Source organism: Corynebacterium sp. c25Ua_47, from assembly GCF_039907205.1.
GTDB classification, from domain to species: domain Bacteria; phylum Actinomycetota; class Actinomycetes; order Mycobacteriales; family Mycobacteriaceae; genus Corynebacterium; species Corynebacterium hiratae.
Window position 1 is genome coordinate 82951 of record NZ_JASBOH010000008.1, and the last position, 18881, is coordinate 101831.

The 18881-nt window shown below is 62.0% G+C and carries 25 protein-coding genes; 14 read left to right on the forward strand and 11 right to left on the reverse strand.

The annotated features are described in order from the left end of the window. The first annotated feature begins 78 nt into the window (after nt 1–78). On the forward strand, nt 79–759 hold the full coding sequence (locus tag QKE52_RS08860; protein WP_046646970.1) for a hypothetical protein: 681 nt from the start codon (nt 79–81) through the stop codon (nt 757–759). Here the strand turns inward: QKE52_RS08860 and QKE52_RS08865 are convergent. The 6 genes from QKE52_RS08865 to rpmB form a co-directional block, all read right to left on the reverse strand. After that, nucleotides 756–1472: a TetR/AcrR family transcriptional regulator gene (locus QKE52_RS08865; RefSeq protein WP_070545568.1), complete on the reverse strand. Its 717-nt coding sequence runs from the start codon at nt 1470–1472 to the stop codon at nt 756–758. The genes QKE52_RS08860 and QKE52_RS08865 overlap by 4 nt on opposite strands. Nucleotides 1473–1572: 100 nt before the next feature. Next, nucleotides 1573–2355 (reverse strand): hypothetical protein, encoded by a 783-nt coding sequence (locus QKE52_RS08870; RefSeq protein ID WP_070515928.1) that lies wholly within the window; start codon nt 2353–2355, stop codon nt 1573–1575. A 218-nt stretch (nt 2356–2573) separates the two neighbouring features. Beyond that, nucleotides 2574–2828 carry a 30S ribosomal protein S18 gene (gene rpsR, locus QKE52_RS08875; RefSeq protein ID WP_010187626.1) on the reverse strand — a complete coding sequence of 85 codons (255 nt, stop codon included), beginning with the start codon at nt 2826–2828 and terminating at the stop codon, nt 2574–2576. Nucleotides 2829–2843: 15 nt separating this feature from the next. Then, nucleotides 2844–3149, reverse strand: a complete 306-nt coding sequence (gene rpsN, locus QKE52_RS08880) for a 30S ribosomal protein S14 (protein ID WP_010187625.1) — start codon at nt 3147–3149, stop codon at nt 2844–2846. Between the two features lie 3 nt (nt 3150–3152). Then, nucleotides 3153–3317: a 50S ribosomal protein L33 gene (gene rpmG / locus QKE52_RS08885; protein ID WP_010187624.1), complete on the reverse strand. Its 165-nt coding sequence runs from the start codon at nt 3315–3317 to the stop codon at nt 3153–3155. Between the two features lie 2 nt (nt 3318–3319). Beyond that, nucleotides 3320–3556: a 50S ribosomal protein L28 gene (gene rpmB, locus QKE52_RS08890; protein WP_010187623.1), complete on the reverse strand. Its 237-nt coding sequence runs from the start codon at nt 3554–3556 to the stop codon at nt 3320–3322. A gap of 499 nt (nt 3557–4055) precedes the next feature. Between rpmB and QKE52_RS08895 the strand changes: the two genes are divergently transcribed. The 7 genes from QKE52_RS08895 (at nt 4056) to QKE52_RS08925 (ending at nt 9715) form a co-directional block, all read left to right on the forward strand. Then, complete coding sequence (locus tag QKE52_RS08895; protein ID WP_005530151.1) at nt 4056–4325, forward strand: type B 50S ribosomal protein L31; 270 nt, start codon at nt 4056–4058, stop codon at nt 4323–4325. A gap of 15 nt (nt 4326–4340) precedes the next feature. Continuing rightward, a complete protein-coding gene (gene rpmF, locus QKE52_RS08900) occupies nt 4341–4514 on the forward strand; it encodes a 50S ribosomal protein L32 (protein ID WP_010187615.1) in 174 nt (57 codons plus the stop codon). A gap of 266 nt (nt 4515–4780) precedes the next feature. Further along, nucleotides 4781–5479: a response regulator transcription factor gene (locus QKE52_RS08905; protein ID WP_049154197.1), complete on the forward strand. Its 699-nt coding sequence runs from the start codon at nt 4781–4783 to the stop codon at nt 5477–5479. Beyond that, nucleotides 5476–7086 carry a HAMP domain-containing sensor histidine kinase gene (locus QKE52_RS08910; protein ID WP_347948599.1) on the forward strand — a complete coding sequence of 537 codons (1611 nt, stop codon included), beginning with the start codon at nt 5476–5478 and terminating at the stop codon, nt 7084–7086. Before QKE52_RS08905 ends, QKE52_RS08910 begins: the two co-directional genes overlap by 4 nt. A gap of 111 nt (nt 7087–7197) precedes the next feature. After that, entirely contained in the window at nt 7198–8745 is a 1548-nt protein-coding gene (locus tag QKE52_RS08915) for a trypsin-like peptidase domain-containing protein (RefSeq protein WP_347948600.1), read from the forward strand. A gap of 110 nt (nt 8746–8855) precedes the next feature. Further along, nucleotides 8856–9449 carry a MogA/MoaB family molybdenum cofactor biosynthesis protein gene (locus QKE52_RS08920; protein ID WP_046646961.1) on the forward strand — a complete coding sequence of 198 codons (594 nt, stop codon included), beginning with the start codon at nt 8856–8858 and terminating at the stop codon, nt 9447–9449. Beyond that, a complete protein-coding gene (locus QKE52_RS08925; protein WP_049154202.1) occupies nt 9449–9715 on the forward strand; it encodes a hypothetical protein in 267 nt (88 codons plus the stop codon). Before QKE52_RS08920 ends, QKE52_RS08925 begins: the two co-directional genes overlap by 1 nt. A gap of 91 nt (nt 9716–9806) precedes the next feature. Here QKE52_RS08925 and mscL read toward each other — a convergent pair whose 3' ends face one another. From mscL to QKE52_RS08940, 3 genes are all read right to left on the reverse strand, one after another. Further along, complete coding sequence (gene mscL / locus QKE52_RS08930) at nt 9807–10235, reverse strand: large conductance mechanosensitive channel protein MscL (RefSeq protein WP_071409386.1); 429 nt, start codon at nt 10233–10235, stop codon at nt 9807–9809. 377 nt (nt 10236–10612) lie between these two features. Next, on the reverse strand, nt 10613–11257 hold the full coding sequence (locus tag QKE52_RS08935) for an SAF domain-containing protein (protein WP_070510403.1): 645 nt from the start codon (nt 11255–11257) through the stop codon (nt 10613–10615). Nucleotides 11258–11325: 68 nt separating this feature from the next. Beyond that, a complete protein-coding gene (locus QKE52_RS08940) occupies nt 11326–11892 on the reverse strand; it encodes a 5-formyltetrahydrofolate cyclo-ligase (RefSeq protein ID WP_049154209.1) in 567 nt (188 codons plus the stop codon). Nucleotides 11893–11962: 70 nt separating this feature from the next. On the opposite strand from QKE52_RS08940, the gene QKE52_RS08945 reads away from it, so the two are divergent. The 4 genes from QKE52_RS08945 to glpR all read left to right on the forward strand — a co-directional run bounded on the left by QKE52_RS08945 (nt 11963) and on the right by glpR (nt 16450). Then, the gene (locus QKE52_RS08945; RefSeq protein ID WP_046646956.1) at nt 11963–12892 is read left to right on the forward strand and encodes a UTP--glucose-1-phosphate uridylyltransferase; all 930 of its coding nucleotides are present in this window, start codon (nt 11963–11965) and stop codon (nt 12890–12892) included. A gap of 88 nt (nt 12893–12980) precedes the next feature. Beyond that, nucleotides 12981–14273 carry a gephyrin-like molybdotransferase Glp gene (gene glp, locus QKE52_RS08950; protein ID WP_070510397.1) on the forward strand — a complete coding sequence of 431 codons (1293 nt, stop codon included), beginning with the start codon at nt 12981–12983 and terminating at the stop codon, nt 14271–14273. Between the two features lie 17 nt (nt 14274–14290). After that, nucleotides 14291–15007 carry a GNAT family protein gene (locus QKE52_RS08955; protein WP_080975043.1) on the forward strand — a complete coding sequence of 239 codons (717 nt, stop codon included), beginning with the start codon at nt 14291–14293 and terminating at the stop codon, nt 15005–15007. Nucleotides 15008–15202: 195 nt separating this feature from the next. Continuing rightward, on the forward strand, nt 15203–16450 hold the full coding sequence (glpR, locus tag QKE52_RS08960; protein ID WP_347948632.1) for a gephyrin-like molybdotransferase receptor GlpR: 1248 nt from the start codon (nt 15203–15205) through the stop codon (nt 16448–16450). A gap of 12 nt (nt 16451–16462) precedes the next feature. Here glpR and QKE52_RS08965 read toward each other — a convergent pair whose 3' ends face one another. Then, nucleotides 16463–17080, reverse strand: coding sequence for a DNA-3-methyladenine glycosylase I (locus tag QKE52_RS08965; RefSeq protein ID WP_080975044.1), 618 nt, complete (start codon nt 17078–17080; stop codon nt 16463–16465). A 44-nt stretch (nt 17081–17124) separates the two neighbouring features. Further along, a complete protein-coding gene (locus QKE52_RS08970; RefSeq protein WP_347948602.1) occupies nt 17125–17718 on the reverse strand; it encodes a methylated-DNA--[protein]-cysteine S-methyltransferase in 594 nt (197 codons plus the stop codon). Nucleotides 17719–17737: 19 nt separating this feature from the next. Between QKE52_RS08970 and QKE52_RS08975 the strand changes: the two genes are divergently transcribed. Continuing rightward, complete coding sequence (locus QKE52_RS08975) at nt 17738–18151, forward strand: DoxX family protein (RefSeq protein ID WP_046646952.1); 414 nt, start codon at nt 17738–17740, stop codon at nt 18149–18151. After that, nucleotides 18138–18827 (forward strand): zf-HC2 domain-containing protein, encoded by a 690-nt coding sequence (locus QKE52_RS08980; RefSeq protein ID WP_046646951.1) that lies wholly within the window; start codon nt 18138–18140, stop codon nt 18825–18827. Before QKE52_RS08975 ends, QKE52_RS08980 begins: the two co-directional genes overlap by 14 nt. Nucleotides 18828–18881 lie beyond the last annotated feature (54 nt).

The window sequence follows — 18881 nt, forward strand, 5'->3', positions numbered from 1 at the left end:
CTGTAGGGCATTGTTGAGGCATATCGCCGAGCCGAACGGCGATGTGCGCGAATTGTCCAGCCGCCTACGGAGGTGTCCATGAGCCAGCAACAGCCACTCCCATCGCACGACGCGCCCCGGGGGCCCAGGCTGCGCATCGATGACCTGATCGGCGGCGTACTGGTCATGGCACCAGGCGAGGAAGTAGTCGTCGGCCGCGCTGGTGACTTCCGGATCGGCGAGGGGGATCTCACCCTGCACCGTCAGCTTTTCCAACTGTGGTACGGCGGTCAAGGCTGGATGATCTGCAACGTAGGCAGCCACATTCCGCTGCGCATCGAGCTGCGCGGGGTTAAGGGTTTCTCCCGCATCGATCTCGGCCCGCGCTCGGTGGCGGCCGTGCCGCCGGGCCCGTCACGAATTACGTTTGAAACCCCGGAATGCCCTTATGAGCTTTACATCGATGTCGAAAACAGCAACTACTCGCGTCGGACTAAGCGCGAGCAGGACCTCGATGAGGAGCGCACCCGCACCCGCCATGTGCCCAACGATGAGCAGGAGGAGCTGCTTTGCCAGCTAGCCAGCTACCTCAAGAAGCCGGGCTCAACTGATGCCGATATTCCCTCGGTGCGCGAGATTGCTGAGGCTCTGGACTGGACCGAAAAGAAAACCAACCACAAGATGGATCGCCTCGTGGACAGTCTTCGGGCGGACGGCGAAAAGGCCTATAAACCGTATAAGACCTTCTTGGCGCATTACGCCATCCGGCACGGTCGTTAGCGCGTCGTCTTCTTACGGTCGGCCGCGGCAGCGGCGGCTGCCGAGATGGAGTCGTTGCGGTTCTTCAGCAGCTCCAAGGTAGTGGCTTCGGCGTTGTCGGGAGGGGTGGTGCCGAGGACTGCTAGGGCGGCGTCGGCAAGCATGGCGGATTGCTCCGGCACGCGCTGCGAGGCGTCGAAAGGCGCGGTGCCATCGTTGGGGCGCATCTCAATGACGGAAAGCGCGATGTGGAAAGGCAGCTCCACGCGCGGGTCATCATCACCAACAATGCCAGCGGCGGCAGTGCGGAAGTGATCCTTGAGGCGATCACGCTGCTCGTGGTACTCGCCGAACTCCGGGGAGTTAGCCACCGGAAGCTGGTACAGGCGGCCCACGTTCCACGCCGACGTCAAGAGCAGGCGGGACTCCGCGGCCACCAGGGACCACAGGCGCTGCGCCGGCGCTGCATCCGAGGCCGCGAGCTCCTCCGCCAGCTCGAGTGAGGGCTCGATGGTGGAATTCAGCAGCGTGAGGAAGATATCCGTCTTGGAAGGGAAGTGATAGTACAGCGATGCCTGCCGGATGCCGACGGCATCGGCGATCTGGTGCGTCGAGGTTGTCGCAAAGCCCTGGGTAGTGAAGAGCTCGGATGAGGCATCCAGGATTTCCTCGCGCGCGGTGTTTCCCCGGCGGCGTGGGCTATTCTTCCTTGGCCTGCCAACGCTACCTGCCATGAGGCGGACTCCCTTCGATAAAACTCATGTAATAACTGACAGCAAGTCAGTAATCGTACACCCCGCCGCGAACGGCGTTCGTCAAAGCGTAGCTTTGACTTCAGCTAACCACATTACCGTGCCGGATCATTATGGATTCGACGGCAGCGGAGACTGTGCGGCACGCCGAGCCGTAGGCGGTGCGGTCCAATGGCGGAAGGTCTTCGAGAATAACGCTGTGCTTGTCGACGCCGTCGTACCACCGCCCCAATTCCAGCGCGATTCCCGTGCCCCACGCCAGGCTCAGGCCTTCTGCCTCGGCCGAGGTGAGCAATTCGCGCTCCACGCCAATGGCAAGGCGGTCAGGGGTGGGCCGAGGTGCCGGCGCTGCCCAGCGGGCGATGGCCGAAACGGGGGCGAGTAGGGAACGGCGAATGGACACCTCGGCGGAGCGGTCCGGCAGCCCATCCACGAGTTTGAGGGGCGCTGGGCGCTGCGAAACAGCCTCGGCATAGAGTTCCTCCTCGCCGCCGGTGCCCAGCGGCAGGCCGGCATCAGCGCGGGTTGAGGCGCATTCCTCCACCGCGCCGCAGGGCAATCCGGCCTCGATGATGACTTGCTCCAGCTGCTCGTCGGCGCCCAGCCAGGTGATGGGAAGTGAGGGGAGAAGATCCCCGCGGGCGGCAGCGCCTGTCAGCCGCACAGGGCTAGCCAGACCCGGGGAGCGAACAATATCGGTGACCACGCGGGAAAACCACGCCGCAAGCTCGACCCCGTCGGTCCGGTGGGCGGTGGCATTGCGCAGAAGGTCCTGGGCTTCTTCCAATAGTCCACGCGCGTGGGCGGGGGAGTGGCAGTGGGCGGCCAGTTCACTGAGATCAGTGAGGGATTCGTGCAGCGGCATCAGGTGTTAATTGCCTTTCCGTCAGGGGCTTTCTAGCTCTTCAATGTAGCACTGGGAATTTGTGGGGCGGCAGAGCAACCGCCCTAGCCGCGAAAACGACGACCGCCGCCTGCCTGCCCCGAGAGGGGGAAGGAGGCGGCGGCCTGAAAGCTCTTTTGTCCTGTCCTAGTGAGTCACGAGTACAGCGGCAAAAGTGCGCTGTTGAAACCAGCTAGTGTTTAGCGGGACGTGAACGGCAGGAGAGCCATTTCGCGTGCGTTCTTGACGGCAGTAGCAACCTGACGCTGCTGCTGCGGGGTCAGACCGGTGACGCGACGGGAGCGGATCTTGCCGCGGTCGGAGATGAACAGACGCAGGGTCTTGATCTCCTTGTAGTCAACCTTCTCAATGCCCTCGGCCTTGAGCGGGTTCTTCTTCGGGCGGCGGGTCTGCTCCATACGGAACTTCTTGTGGTTATTACGCTTGACAGCCATTGTATGGGTACCCCTTTACCAGCTGGACTTGCGAACGCCCGGCAGCTCACCACGGTGAGCCATGCCGCGCATACGGACACGGGACAGACCGAACTTGCGGAGGTAACCGCGCGGACGTCCATCAGCGGAGTCGCGGTTACGGACGCGGACGCGGGCGGCGTCGCGCGGCTGACGGTTCAGCTCGAACTGCGCCTCGAGGCGCTCTTCGTCCGGGGTGTTCGGGTTCTTGATGATTGCCTTGAGCTCAGCGCGACGCTCCGCGTAGCGGGCGACGATTTCCTTGCGCTGCTCGTTCTTGGCGATCTTTGACTTCTTAGCCATAAATTATCGCTCCTCGCGGAATTCGACGTGCTTGCGGACGATCGGATCGAACTTCTTCAAGGTGATGCGATCCGGGTTGTTGCGCTTGTTCTTACGGGTCACGTAGGTGTAACCGGTGCCCGCAGTGGACTTCAGTTTGATGATTGGACGGATGTCATTACGTGCCATCTTTAGATCTTCTCCCCACGTGCGCGAATCTTAGCCACGACGGACTCGATGCCATCGCGGTCGATGATCTTCATGCCCTTGGTGGAAACGGTCAGGGTGATGGTACGGCCCTCAGAGGGCAGGTAGTACCGACGACGCTGCACGTTGGGGTTCCAACGGCGCGAGGTGCGGCGGTGCGAGTGCGAGACCTGCTTGCCGAATTCCGGCTTGCGGCCCGTTACCTGGCAAATAGCCGACATGGGTCTTCTTTCTCCTAGCCGCCCACATCGAAAGCGACTAACGGAGGCCTATTTCCGCGGTGAGGCGCGGCGCTCGAAAAAGTGAGGTTGAGCAGGAGGCTTAATCCGTTGAACACCAGTTGATGGGGGCGTAAAACGATTACTTTGACAACAGCAAGGGGAAATCTTACATGCCACAGCCTGCAGAACCTAATCACCGCCGGCATGCGGGCCGGTGTGGATACCTCTGATCTATACCTGATCTACGGCGCGTTCCTGCCGAAGGGGCAGGTGAGGGGTGTGGTTGTGGATTCTGTCCGTCGGAGCGCGGCGGTGGCGGCCAGAGCGATTTCGGTTTTAATGCTGGTGGCCTGTAGGATATGTCAAGTTGTCGGCACGAGCCGCACAGTTTGTAAGTATAGAGACCCAACTCGGGCACGATCCTTTCACACTTCCTTCTATGCCGGAGAAGTGTTGCGGAAGGAACCGACCCGTAGTTCAACCCTGAGGGAATCGACATATGAAGAAAGATATCCACCCGGATTACCACCCGGTGGTCTTCAAGGATGCCGGTACCGGCCACTCCTTCCTGACCAAGTCCACCGCTACCTCCGATCGCACCGTTGAGTGGGAAGACGGCAACGAGTACCCGCTCATCGTCGTTGACGTCACCGCTGAGTCCCACCCGTTCTGGACCGGTGCCCAGCGCGTTATGGATACCGCTGGCCGCGTTGAGAAGTTCAACCAGCGCTTCGGTGCAATGGCTCGCCGCAAGAAGAAGAACGCGTAAGGAGGATAGGAAAAGATGGCAACTCCTAAGTTTAAGAAGTCCCGCGCGAACACCCACTCTCGCCGTTCCCAGTGGAAGGCTGACAACGTCGCCCTCCAGGAAGTCACCATCGACGGCCAGACCGTGCGCATCCCGCGCCGTCTGGTGAAGGCCGCCAAGCTCGGCCTGGTCGACGTGGAGCAGTTCTAAGGCTTTCTCAGCCTCAAGGCTGCAATTATTGCCCCGAGGGATTCACTCTTTCTAAGTGAATCCCTCCGGGCATTTTTTGTTGGCCTAGTTGCGCGCTGCAGTGACTCATTCACGAGGCTGCAGTGCTTGGCTACGGTGCCTTTTTGTCTGGGCGTTCGCTGATGCCAAGGGTAGCGGGGTGAATAAAATCTTAAGGGGTAATTTAAGGGGGCGAAAGAACTAGGCCCACTTCGTGAATGCGCCTTAGATAGGACATAATTGGAAACATGAAGATTCTTGTCGTGGATGACGAGCAGGCCGTACGCGAATCGCTTCGCCGCTCCTTGAAGTTTAATGGCTACGACGTAATGTTGGCCGCCGATGGCGTAGAGGCCGTCGAGATGGTCCACAGGGAGAACCCAGGGCTGCTCATCCTCGATGTGATGATGCCGAACATGGACGGCTTGGAAGTCTGCCGAACCTTGCGCAGTGAGGGGTGGGACCGTCCAATCCTCGTGCTCACGGCTCGTGATGGCGTGTCCGACCGCGTTGCAGGGCTCGATGCGGGTGCCGACGATTACCTACCCAAGCCTTTCGCTCTTGAAGAGCTTTTGGCTCGTGTTCGTTCCCTAGTCCGTCGTGCTGCTGCGGAGTCGATCAGCAAGCAGCAGCCCGTTGAAACCCAGCTGAGCTTTGAGGACCTCAAGCTCGATGCCGATACGCGCGAAGTCACCCGTGGTGACCGTCAGATTTCCCTGACGCGCACCGAATTCGCCTTGTTGCGCTTGCTCATGGAGAACCCGCGCAAGGTGCTCTCCCGCAACACCATCTTGGAAGAAGTATGGGGCTATGATTTCCCCACCTCCGGAAATGCTCTCGAGGTGTACATCGGCTACCTGCGTAAGAAGACCGAAGAAGATGGCGAGCCGCGTCTTATCCACACCGTGCGTGGCGTCGGCTATGTCATGAGGGAGGCTATCGCGTGATTTTGCGGAGGCCCGCGCCTGACGCGGTGCCTTCTGAAGACCTAGATTCCACGGCATGGTTGGGCCTGTCAGGTCGTCGCGGCTGGGCTTCGCGGGCGCCGCTTCGGTGGCGCCTTTCTTTGGTTACTGGTGTCGTTGTCGCCGTCTCGGTGGCAGTGATGACGTTGGTGACCTACTGGTTGGTTGCGGCGTCGATGACGGCGAGCGTCGACAAGCAAATCATGCAGCAAGCGGACGTGCTGATGGAGCAGGCACAGGATCCGCGCTTCGTGGAGAATATCGATCAGGAGATCGCTTCTTTTAAGCTCTACAATCCTTCGACTCGGGTCTCTATCTCTCCGCCAGCAGCTACCTTTTCCTATGGTGACGCCTTGCCGGTGGGTGGGGACTTTAAACCGGACGGGGACACCATGGAAAGCTCCATCCGTACCCTGGGTGGTGAGCGCGTGCTGGCCAAGTCCCAGGAAGGTGGCGCCACGGTAGTCCTGGCCAAGGACCTTGGTCCCACGGAGGAGATTGTGTCCGCGGTGGGCTCCGCGCTGCTGATTATCGTGGCCTTTGGCGTGCTGCTTTCCGTCTTCGCGGGAATGGTGGTGTCCAAGACCGGCATGGAGCCGATCGCTCGCCTCAAGCGGGCTGCTGATTACGTGACGCAGACCAATGACCTGCGGCCGATTGCCGTGGAGAGCAACGATGAAATGGCACAACTTACTGTGTCCTTTAACCGAATGCTTTCCGCCCTGCAGCACGCGCGCGTGCAGCAATCACAGTTTGTGGCTGATGCCGGCCACGAGCTTAAGACCCCGCTGACGTCCATGCGGACGAACATTGAGCTTCTCATGATGCTCAATAAGTCCGGTGGCGGGTTTGGCATCAGTGAGGAAGACCGGCGCGACCTCGAAGATGACGTAATGGCGCAGATGTCGGAATTGGCCACCCTGATCGGTGACTTGGTTGACCTAGCGCGCGAGGACGCCACTGAGAAGGAGCCGGAGCCCGTTGAGCTGCACGAAGTGTTGGAGAATTCGCTCAACCGCGCCAAGCGCCGCCGTCCTGACGTGGACTTCCGCGTGCGGTTTATCCCGTGGATGATCGACGGCGATCCTTTTGCGCTGGGCCGTGCCACCCTCAACCTTATGGACAATGCTGCGAAGTGGTCCCCGCCGACGGGGACCGTGCGCGTGTCCATGCGGCAAATCGCCCCTGACAAGGTGCGCCTGCGCGTTGACGATTCTGGCCCCGGCATCGCTCCGGAGGAACGGGACAAGGTATTTGAGCGCTTCTACCGTTCTGCTGAAGCCCGTGCCATGCCGGGATCAGGATTGGGCCTAGCAATCGTGAAATCCGTGGTGGAGAGGCACAATGGAGAGATCACCATCAAGGATTCCGCGGACGGCGGAACGCGCATTGAGGTTATCCTGCCCGGGCACCCCACCGAAGGTGATGCCTTGGTGGACGGGCTGGAAGACTTGCCCTACGATTTCCAGCCCGAACTCTCCGCTGAGCAGCAGTCAGCGGGGCAGCTACAAGACCCCGCGGTGAGCCAACCGAAAGAGCGCAACGACCGTGGCCATATCTTTGCGGAGCGGTGGTTCAATCAGGGCTAGTGTGCCAGGGATCACCCCAGCTCAAGGCGCACAGGAAACGTCCAGCTTCTCGTAGCACACTGGCAGATTAGTATCAGATACGCGCCAGCGCGATGGTGCACACTACCTGACATGAATATGAGGAATTCGAACATGGATAACCCCATGGATAGCCCGCAGAACTTTGACGGACGGGGACAATCACAGCAGCGAGGCGAGGTACCTTCTGCGGGAAGTGAATCGAATGGCTGGAATCAGCCGCGGTCGGATACATCGAGGCAAGGCGGACAGTCGCCCTACGGAAGCCAGGCGGGGCAGGGAGCCCAGGCTTCTTCTTTTGGCAACCAGCCTTCCCAGGCGCCTTACGGGGCGCAGGCGCCGTATGGCGGTTCGAATTATGGATTCGGTCAACAAGGTCAGCAGCGTTTGGCAGCACAGCAGCCTTCGGCAGGGCAGCACTCGCAGGAGGGAACACAGCCTTATGCCGGTCAGCGCTACACTGCGGCGCATGCTGGTAATCAGAACCAGTTCTTCGCGGGCCAAGAGGGGGCAGGCGTACGGGTCGTGGAACCGAGCGATGAGCCTAAGGCCAAGCGCAAGGTCGGCCTGGGCACCGCGCTGTCCATGATGCTCGTAGCCTTCATCGCTGCCGGCGGTGTTACCGGCGTGGTGGTCGGAACGGTGGGCAAGGACAAGTCCTCCACCTCGACGGTCAATGAGGTCTTGGAGCGCCAGCCGGTGGCCAACAGCACCGGTAAAGAGCCTGCCGACGGCTCCGTCGAGGACGTGGCATCGAAGGTACTTCCAGCAGTGGTATCCATTTACTCCATTACCCGCTCCGGCGGTGCCGAGGGCTCGGGCTCGATTATTTCCCCGGACGGCTACGTGTTGACCAATCACCACGTCGTCGCCGGCGCGGATCAAGGCGGGCGCTTGGAAGTGACCATGAATGATGGTTCCCGCCATAGCGCCACGTTTGTGGCCTCGGATGCGACCACGGACGTTGCTGTCATCAAGATTGATGACGTTAACGAGCTTCCCTTCCTGCAGTTCGGTGATTCGGACGCTGCCGCGGTGGGGCAAGAGGTCGTTGCCGTCGGTTCCCCGCTGGGACTCAACGCTACGGTGACTTCCGGAATTGTCTCGGCCAAGAACCGTCCCGTCCGTGCTTCGCAGGAAGGTGGGGAGTCCTCGCTGATCGACGCCATCCAGACCGACGCCGCCGTCAACCCAGGCAACTCCGGTGGTCCCTTGGTGGACATGGAAGGCAACATCATTGGAATGAACTCGATGATTGCCTCGCTATCGGGTAGCTCGAATTCCGAGGGCGGTTCCATCGGTCTGGGATTCGCTATTCCCTCCAACTTTGCCAAGCGGATGGCCGATGAGCTCATCAACAATGGCAAGGTCAAGCACCCAACCTTGGGCGTTAAGGTCCGCGCGCAAAGCGACACCCTTGGTGCGGAGATCGTCGATGTAGAACGCGATAGCCCAGCCGATAAGGCAGGGCTCAAGTCTGGTGACGTGGTCACCCGCGTCAACGATCGGCTTATTGAAAGCTCTGATGCCCTCATCGCGGCAACCCGTTCCCAGGAGTTCGGCGCGACCGTGACCCTGGAGGTACGGAGCCGAGACAGCGAAGATGTGAGAAAGGTAGAGGTAACTCTGGCAAGCGAGTAAGTTAACAAATACTTGGGCGGTGCGTGAGCGCCGCACGAACACCGCACCCTGAGACCTTGTGAAGAAACCACTACCGGAAGATTCCGCCCCTATCTTTAAGGAGAACCTCCGTGGCAGAAAACACCGACGCAACTGAGTTGCTGGGGCGCGATGCCTCACGCGAACTCGATGATGTCACCGAACCAGATGACGCCTTCCTCATCGCGAGCGAACAAGAACAAAGTGTGCAAGCACCGCGCCGCGCGCTCGTCGTCATCGTTACCGACCACCCAGATGATGCAGCGCAGGACACGTCGCGCTTGGCGGGCGAACTGTTGGCTGAAGCTGATTTCACCGTCGACGGCGCAGTAATCGTTCGTTCCAAGAAGTCCAAGATCCGGCAGGCGATTGAAACCGGCGTGGTCGGGGGCGTTGACTTGGTCCTCACGATTGGCGGCACGGGCGTTGGCCCGCGCGATAAGACCCCAGAGGCGACTCGCGCGGTGCTGGACCAAATGGTCCCTGGCGTGGCCCAGGCCCTGCGCTCCTCCGGCCAAGCATGCGGTGCGGTGGATGCGTGCACATCCCGCGGCATTTCGGGAGTGTCTGGTTCAACGGTGATCGTCAACGTCGCGTCTTCCCGCGCGGCGGTACGTGATGGCATGGCTACGCTGACCCCCTTGGTGCACCACCTCGTCGATCAGCTGCAGAAGTCCAGCGTCTAATGGCTGATTCCACACCGCGTACCCCGCGGGCGCGCCGTCGCGTGAAGCGTCCGTCGACGGCCGAGAATTACGATCGCAGCTTCGATGTTCCTCACGGGCCAATGTCTGGGGCTGCTGGCTCTTCTTCCGCCGCAGGGGCCGATGAGCTGCGCACCGTGAGCTTTGAGGTGGACGCAGGCGGCCCCGGTGGTGACAGCGAGGACGAGGCCACGGGAGAGGCCTTCTACCGCGAGAACATGCCGCCGCATTTTGGCACCACGCAGTAGTGCGTGAGCAGCGGGCGGAGGCAAAAGAAAATCCCGCAGAACTTCGGCGAAATGCCGGTTCTGCGGGATTTTTAGGCTTGGGGCTGCTGGCTTAGATGCTGGAGTCAGGCTTGTTGGTGGTGGTGCCACCGTTTTCAGCAGCGAGCAGGTCGCGGATCTCGCCGAGCAGCTGCTCGGTGGTCGGAGCCGGCTCCTCCGGGTCAACGCCCTGGCGGCGCTTAGCGCGCTCGGTGACGGCGTTGATCGGAGCAACGATGACGAAGTAGATGACAGCGGCAACGATGAGGAAATTGATAAGGGCGGTGATGACTGCACCGAAGTCCAGGAAGGTCTCCGGGCTATCGGTAATTGCGAAGCCCAGGCCACCAAAGTCTGGGGAGCCGAGGGAGTTAATCAGCGGCTGGATGATGTGATCGGTGATGGAGGTGACGATCGCGGTGAAGGCGGCACCGATGATGACCGCTACGGCCAACTCGATGACGTTGCCGCGCAGGATGAAATCTTTAAAGCCCTTGAGCATGGTGGTGGTTGTCCTATCTACGGGGGTAGGTGCTTCGTGTGTCTTAAGTGTCTGCTACTGAGTAGTCCGCACTGTGCGTAGGCGCGCTGTTCGGAAAAATCGGAGAAAAGCAGGCATAGAGCCATAATGCTCTCTGAGAGAGGCCCTAGATGCGCAGGGGCGCCAACGTAAGACGAAGCATGTGGAAATACTGGAATAGCGAAAGCCACTCTTGTGCGCCATCCTGCAGGTGGTGCCGCGGGGTCGCGCGGCAGTCGCGAGACTGCAAGAGCATAAAGCGCCTGAGTGGATGTGCCTATAGTAGGCAGAGTTTTCGTGTCACGGCAACATTCTCTAACAACCTTTTTACATAAATGCGGCGATTCTCACAGGTCAAGCTAGCTGTGGGCGCGATCGCCCACAATGACAACCGTGAGCGGTTGTGCCAGTGACGCGGCTGCCACAGCTTCGGCTGCTTCGGCTGGTAGCGCAACGAGGAGTGTGTGCGTGCGGGCATCCTCTCCGCCGGCACCCACCGACACGACGCGTGCGCCACGGGCAATCGTTGAACCGCGGGCGGGGAGGGAAGCGTCGTCACCACCGTCGAGGGCACCGACAATATTGACCGTATCGCCGTGATGGAGGTTGCGGGCAACGTCTGGCTCGGCGAGCGTGAGTGGGATAAGGTGGCCGTCTTCCATCCCGAAGTCTGCGATGAGGTCCGAACTGAGCAGCCGGGTGGTGGTAAGTATTTCGCCGGCGCTGGCCGCCGCCACCAGAACTCGCCCCACCGCATCTTCCGGGTTGCTCCCCAACGCCGTGGCGGGGAGAGCGGAGGAGGGGACGCGGGCCACGGAGACATCGCCAAGTGCCAGCGTCTCCCCGGCGGCGACGTCCCGGGCCATGACCACCACGCGCGGCTGCTCACGGGTAGAAGCGAGCGCGCTGGCCGCCGCGGCCACGAGCAAGACTGCGGCCGTTACGCGGCGCAGAAGAACGCTGCGGCGATGCCCGGGGGTGCGCAGAACGTGAAGAAAGTCCATACCTTTTTAGACTGCGCTCCGACCCGCGCGGTTCCCAGGCGGCGGCATGGAATCTGAGAAGGGGCCGATTAAAGCCAGCGCATCCCGCGCTCGGTGAGGATGCCATCGACGGGACGGTCGTGTTCCTCGAAGGGGACGTCCCGGACCTCGCTGGAGTGGACGAGAGCCACGACAGGCGGGTTCCCAGTGGGAAGCGGGGTGAGTGCGCGGTCGTAGTAGCCGGCGCCTTTTCCGAGGCGCATGCCTGACTCGCTCACCGCCATTGCGGGCGCCAAGATGAGGTCGAGGTGCGCCAGGATTTCGCTGCTATGGCGCTGCCCGACGGGCTCTGCAATCCCTAATGCCCCTGGGCGCATGGCCTCCGGCCCGCCATACAGCGTCCACAAGAGCTCACCGTTTTTGCCTGAAATGGGAAGGTAGACCTCCTTGCAGAGTGCGGACACGGTCTCCACGAAGTCGGGGCCACCCGGCTCTGTGCCCAGGGGATGGTAGGCGGCAACACGCATCGCAGGAGTGAGTAATTCACCCACACCGGCGCACCACGCGGCGTTGTCATCAGCGCGCTGCTCGGCGCTGCGCTCGCGCCGAGCGTTCAGGAGTGAGGATCTTAAGGCGTCCTTGGGGGAGGTCGTCATGGTTGTCAATCATAGCGGGACGGCGTAGCGCAGCACGGGAGCGGGAAGGGCGCATTGTAAAGTGGAACTTATGGCTATTGCACACGAGGATTCCCACACCGGGATCGCTACGGTCGTTGTTCCCGCTGCTGGCATGGGCACCCGCTTCTTGCCCGCCACCAAGACCGTACCGAAGGAGCTGCTCCCCGTCGTTGATACGCCGGGTATTGAACTCATTGCGGAAGAGGCCGCGTCCGTGGGCGCCCAGCGCCTTGCGGTGATTACCGCGCCGAACAAGCAGGAAGTGATGCGGCACTTTGATGAGTTCCCCGATCTCGTCGAGACCCTCGACGCCCGCGGCAAAGACGAGCAAGTGGCCAAGGTCAAGCGTGCTGCTCAGTTGATCCACCCGATTTCCGTGGAGCAGGAAAAACCGCTGGGCCTGGGCCACGCGGTGGGCTTGGCGGAATCCGTGTTGGAGGATGACGAAGAATTCTTCGCCGTCATGCTGCCGGATGACATTGTCCTGCCGGCCACCGTCATGGGCGAGATGGCCCGGGTTCGCGCCGCCCTGGGCGGCAGCGTGCTGTGCGCCTTCGAGGTATCGCGCGAGGAGACCTATAACTACGGCGTCTTCGACGTTGAGGACACCAACGCGCCGGGCGTGAAGAAGGTCGTGGGCATGGTGGAGAAGCCGGATCCGGACGATGCGCCTTCGAACCTCGTGGCCACTGGGCGCTACTTGCTCGACAGGAAGATTTTTGATGCCCTTCGCCGCATCAAGCCAGGAAAGGGCGGGGAGCTGCAGCTGACCGATGCCATCGAGCTCCTTATCAAGGAAGGCCACCCCGTTCACGTCGTAGTCCACCAGGGTAAGCGCCATGACCTGGGCAACCCGGGTGGGTACATCCCGGCCAACGTTGACTTTGGTCTGCGTGATGAGAAGTACGGTCCTGCACTCTACAAGGCGATCAAGAAGATTGTGGAGGACTACGAAGAAGAAAAGGGGCTGAAGGGCTAAGCCTTCGCACGCCTAGCGCGCTAAGCTCTACTCCAGTAACTTCCATCCCTTTAGGCCCCACATACCCCAGAGTAAAGGCAGGCGGTACATGCGTTCGGTCGATGACCAGATGGCGTTCATTCTTGATGCAGCGATGACTCCCGAGCCGGTACGCATCGCCATCGCGAATGCCCTAGGTCTCAAGTGCGCGGAGGAGGTGCAGGCAAACCAGCCGCTCCCGGGGTTTCCGCAAGCAGCCATTGATGGCTATGCCGTGCGCGCCGTGGACGTTGGGGGAGAAAAGGCCCTCAAGGCACGCTCCCGCCACGACGTTGAGGATGCGGATGCACCCGCCACGGAGACGGAGATTGAGCGTTCCCTGCCTGTAGTGGGGGAGGTTCCTGCAGGGTCGCGCCAGCCTTTGCGTTTGCAGCCCAAGCAAGCGGTGCGCGTGTACACGGGCGCGCCTCTGCCGACGCTTGCCGACGCCGTCCTTCCTCTCGAGTGGACCGACCGCGGCCGCAAGCGCGTGACCTCGCACCGCCCGGTGCGCTCGGGGGACTTCGTGCGCCGCGTGGGTGATGATATTCAGCCCGGGGATGTTGCCGTATCCTCCGGTACCATCTTGGGCCCAGCGCAGATTGGCCTGCTCGCGGCAGTGGGGCGTTCGAAGGTGCTGGCGTACCCCCGCCCGCGCGTGACCATCGTGTCCTTTGGCAAGGAGCTTGTCGACGTCGACCGCGAGCCCGGCCTAGGTCAAGTCTTCGACGTGAACTCTTATTCGCTTGCAGCGGCCGCGAAGGAGGCGGGCGCGGACGTGCACCGCGTCGGCATCGCCGCCGGCGAGCCGCGTCGCGTGCGCGAGGCTTTGGAAACCTACCTGGCGCGCAGCGAGGTGCTGGTGATCTCCGGTGCCGTGGGTGGCGCGGGGTCGGAAGAAATCCGCGAGGTCCTTGATGAGTTGGGAGATGTGGATACCTCACGCGTAGCCATGCACCCAGGATCGGTCCAGGGCTTCGGTCTGTTGGGGGAGGAGCGCATCCCGACCTTCCTGTTGCCCTCGAACCCGGTGTCCGCGCTGGTTATCTTTGAGGTCTTTGTGCGCCCGTTGATCCGTCTCTCCCTGGGCAAGCGCAGCGGCCAACGCCGCGTGGTGCGCGCACGCGTGCTCAACCACATGGAATCCCGCCCGGGGCGCCGCGGCTACATCCGCGCCCGGCTCATGCGGGATGCCGAAACCTCCGACTATCTGGTGGAAGGACTGGGCGGTGCGGCGGGTGCGCCGGCGCACCTGCTCGCAGGGCTCTCGGAAGCGAACGCGATGATCCGCATTCCGGAGGAAGTGACAGAGATCCGTCCCGGGGACGTGGTGGACGTCCTGTTCCTGACCCAGCGCAGCTAGTCGCCGGCACACACGTCATGCTTGATCCTTTTGGTACCGCTGCGGGGCGCTTTTCTACTCCCGCCACCGGTGGGGTCAACCCCGATCATCCGGGCTGGCCAGAAGCTACACCCGCGGTACGGCTGCGGGAGTCTCGTGTCTTCCCGCGCGGGGCGACGCTACGTTTGCGCCCGCTGTTGCGGAGGGACGGTGCGGCGTGGCGACGGCAGCGCATCGAGGATAGGGATTTCCTCAAACCGGTGGAGCCGACGCTGCCGACGGAGTGGGATGCGGCGCACTCTCAGTCGGCTTGGTGGAATCACCTGATGTTTCTGCGTGACTCGGCCCGGGCTGGGACAGTGGTGCCGCTGGTCATTGAGGTTGATGGCCAATTCTGTGGACAATTGACCTTAGGCAATATCCAGCATGGAGGGGTCAGCGAATGCTGGATTGGCTATTGGGTGCATTCCGCGGTGCACGGTGCGGGCGTGGCTACTGCTGCCTGTGCTCTTGGCGTGGACCATGCCTTTTATCGTGTGGGGCTACATCGTGTGACGGCCACCTATCTGCCGGAGAACCCCGCTTCAGGCAAGGTGCTGCACAGCAACGGGTTCCGCGATGAAGGGTTCCTGCGCCGCAACCTGCATATCGACGGCGCGTGGCGGGACCATCACTTTTTGGCTCTTAATCGCGAGGATTTTGCCTCTGGGGCGGTGGAGCGCCTCCGTGCGGCGGGACGAATCGCGGGGGCCTAGCAGGGGGCTTAGCAGGTGCTAAGCCCGTGTTAGACCGGAGATTGTTTAGGTCAACTACCTCTGCTTTCACTTGAGTAACAACCTTGTAATTTAGGGGTTCGTTGGTGCCCACGGGGCGGGGTTGGGCAGCTAGAGTAGGGGCCTAGTTATATTCCCTTTTTTCGTCGACCCCTGAAAGTGGGACTCAGCCACATGATGACTGCCGTGCCGATCATTCTCGTAATCGTGCTGTGGCTCTTCATCCTCGCTCCGTTGCTTTTGCGCTCGCAGCGTCCGATGAGCCACACAGGTGAGGCCTTTGAAGAGACCCGCGTGCTCTTCGAAGGAGATTCCGGCTCCGTGCCGGGCCGCCGTAAACCGCGCCTGGGCAAGGACGATATCCGCCCGCACGCCCCGGCAGCAGCGGAGGCCAGCGATGAGGAGTCCGAGTATGAGCTGGTTGAGGCCGAGGGGGTTGCTGATACTGCGGAGTCGCTGCAGGGCGATGCCGAAGGAAAGAGCGCTGCCGAATCCGTAGTGGCGGACACGATTGATGGCGAAGTCGTAGAAGCTGAGGACGCCGAGACGGACTTCGAGCTCGAGGACGATTCCGACGACGCTGCCGAGGATGATCATGGGTCGGAGCAGGAGGCTGAGAACGTTGAGGCGGATGCTGCGGAGGTATTCACGGCTCCTGCCAACGCCGGCGTGGCCGAGGATGCCTATGACTTCGATGAGACCTATACCTCGCCGGTTGATCTGATGTATCCGGGAGCCATCGACACGGTGGAGAAAGAGCCGGCTGCGGCTGATGCGAATAGCGCCGACGAAGCAGCGGTTGAAGCGGAGAGCGCTGATGCCGAAGACACAGAGGAAGGCTCGGACGCAGTCCCGCACGGCGGGGACCTTGTTGCTGCTGAGACTGAGGACGAGGATGTGAGCGGAAGCGATACCGAGCTGTCCGCCGAGGAACTGGCCTTCGCCCAGCGCCGCCTGGGCCGCGGTGGCTGGGATCCGGTGAAGGAAAAGGAAGCCTCCGCCACGCGTTATCAGCGCCGCCAGCGCACGCTCATCGGCTTGGCGGTAGCAGTGGTGGCCACGGTTTGCCTGGGTATTGTTGTCGGGAGCTGGACGTGGTGGCTGGCGGGTATTGCCGGCATTATGACCATGGTCTACCTGGTGGCCCTGCGCGCCCAGGTGCGCCGCGAGCGGGAGCTGCTGCGCCGACGCGTCTACCACCTGCGCCGCGCCCGTTTGGGTGTGCGCAATGCGGAGAACCCCGCCGAGTCGCTGCCACCCAACCTGCGCCGCCCGGGCGCACTCATCTTGGAAATCGATGATGAGAGCCCGGACTTTGACTACCTGCCCGTCTACTCGGAGGGCGATAGCGACGATGGCTTCGACGGTCCCCATCCCTCTTCGCGCCAGCGCCGCGATGACCTAGCAGCCCGCCGAGTTGGTTAATCCACCCGGCCCCTAGGCCGGCCAGATGCCGGATGTGCCGCGCCGATGGGAGCCTACTAGGTGGGCGTCAACCATCCCGATGGCCGTCATCAGGGAGAAACACGTCACTGGGCCGACGAACTTGAAGCCGGCCTTCTTCAAAGCCTTGGACATGTCCAAGGCTTCTTGCGTGTATTTTGGAATATCCTCTTCGCTTTCCGGCGCAATCGTGTCAGCGGGCAGGAAGCTCCAGATGAATTCATCGAGCCCGCCTGTCTCCCGCAAGGCCACCGTGGCCTTCGCGTTGTTAAGCACCGCGTTGATTTTCAGACGGTTGCGGATGATCCCCGCATTGTTCATGAGGCGCTCGACTTCTTCCTCCCCGAAGCTGGCCAGTAGGTCTGCATCAAAACCCACAAAGGCAGCGCGGAAGGCTTCGCGCTTGCGCAGCACTAGTTCCCAGCTCAACCCGGCCTGGAAACCTTCCAGGCAGAGGCGTTCCAGCAGGGCGGATTCCTCATGGACGGGCATGCCCCATTCGGTGTCGTAATACTCTTGGAGAAGCGGGGAGGTCATTGCCCAGGCGGGGCGGCCAAGCCCTGCGGAGTCATAAACAAGTCTCGTATCGTTTGCCATCTGTGTACTAGTCATGCCTTTTTAGACTGCAGAATCGGTTCATCGGTTCCCCACGGCTCTCACGGCCTCGTGCCGCAGAGCGTGGCCTCATGCTCCAACAGCATCTGCTTCGCGGCTGTGCCCCCACGATAGGAACCGAGGCTGCCGCTTGCAGGAACGACGCGGTGGCACGGCACCACGATGGGAAGCGGGTTCGTAGCACAGGCGCTTCCAGCAGCGCGGGCGGCCTGCGCACTACCGGCGGCAGCAGCGAGGCGCGAATAGGTCCAGCGCTCACCGAATGGGATATCGCGCAGCGCACGTTGCGCGCGGTCGCGGAAGGTGTGTGGGGATGCGGGGACGTCGAGAAGCAGCTCAAAGTCCCTACGCGTGCCCGCAAAGTACTCGGTGATCTGCTGGGCAGCGGCGACGAGAGCGTCGGCCCCCGCAACACTAGCTCCCGCAACACCAGCGTCCGCAAAACTGTGGTGTCGGGCGCTGGTAGGGCCATCGGGGAGGCGCTGCAGACCGCTGAGATCCGGGGATTCACCGGGGAAACACACCCGTGACAAACCCCGCTTAGAGGAGACAAGGAGAAGACGGCCGAGCGGAGTGTCCAGCGAGGTCCACATGTGCATGGTAGGAGGGGAGTCCTTTCGGAGGGAGGTGGTCATCCAGGGTAGTCTATGAACCATGAATAGACCCGCCGTACGCGATGCCGCGCTGCTCATCTTCCGCGCGGTGCTGGGAGTTATCTTCGTCGCGCACGGTGTGGACAAGATGTTCTTTAGCGGCATGGACGAGGTAACCGGTCAATTCTCCGCATGGGGAGTTCCGCAACCGCAGACCTCGGCGTACTTGGCTGCCTTCGCAGAAATGCTGGGCGGGGCGGCCCTCGTAGTCGGCCTGCTCACCACCTTTGTGGCAGGGGCATTGGCGCTGCTTATGGCCTGTGCGTTGTACTTCGTACATATGGGCAATGGCCTCTTCGCCGCCGATGGTGGCATCGAGTACCCGCTGGTGCTCATCGTGTCGCTGCTCATGATCGTTGTCTTCGGCTCCGGCCGGGCGAGTGTGGATGGGGTGTTGAGCCGTGCTGACGCATGAGCAGGTGCAAGCGGCGATCTCCGCGCAGCTCGATGGGGAAGCCCCGCAGCTGGCGCCCGATGTCATTGACGCGCATGTCTCCGGCTGCCCGGAGTGTGCCGCCTTCCGGGAGAAGGCGGCGGCCTTGTCTCGCTCACTGAGCCTCGTGGAACCTGAGGGCCTCCCGCCGCAGGACTTGTCGGAAGTCATCCTGGCTGGCGTGGAGCCGGAGTGGCAGCGGGCCTCCAGCGCGCGGCAGGCATCGCTCACGCTGGCTCGGGTAGCTCTCGGAGTGTTGGCCGTGGCGTTTCTGATCTGGGCGATCGTGGTCGTCGTCAGTGCTTCCGGCTTGACCACCCTGGGCAGTGAAGGAACCCTCGCGGAAGGGGCCGACCCGGAGCGCGCACACCTTCTGATGGAGGCTGCGGCGCTGCGCTTCGGCCTGGCGAGCGGTTTAGTTTTTGCTGCCTGGCGCCCAGCCTCAGCGCCTGGATTGCTGCCGGTGGTCTGCACGATATTCGCGTTCTTGTGCGGCTTTACCATGCGCGACTTTGCCTTGGGCAGCGTTGTCGCGGAGCAGGTTTATATCCTCATCGGCACCGGTCTCGCAACGGCCAGCCTGGGGTGGGCGTGGGCGGCCGACCGGGGCTTCTTGCTACGGGACGTGTATAGGACGTTGTCCGCTAACCCGCGCTAAGCCTTAAAGGCCACGTCTACGAGGCCGAGTCTAAGGGCCCAAGCCTAAGTGGCT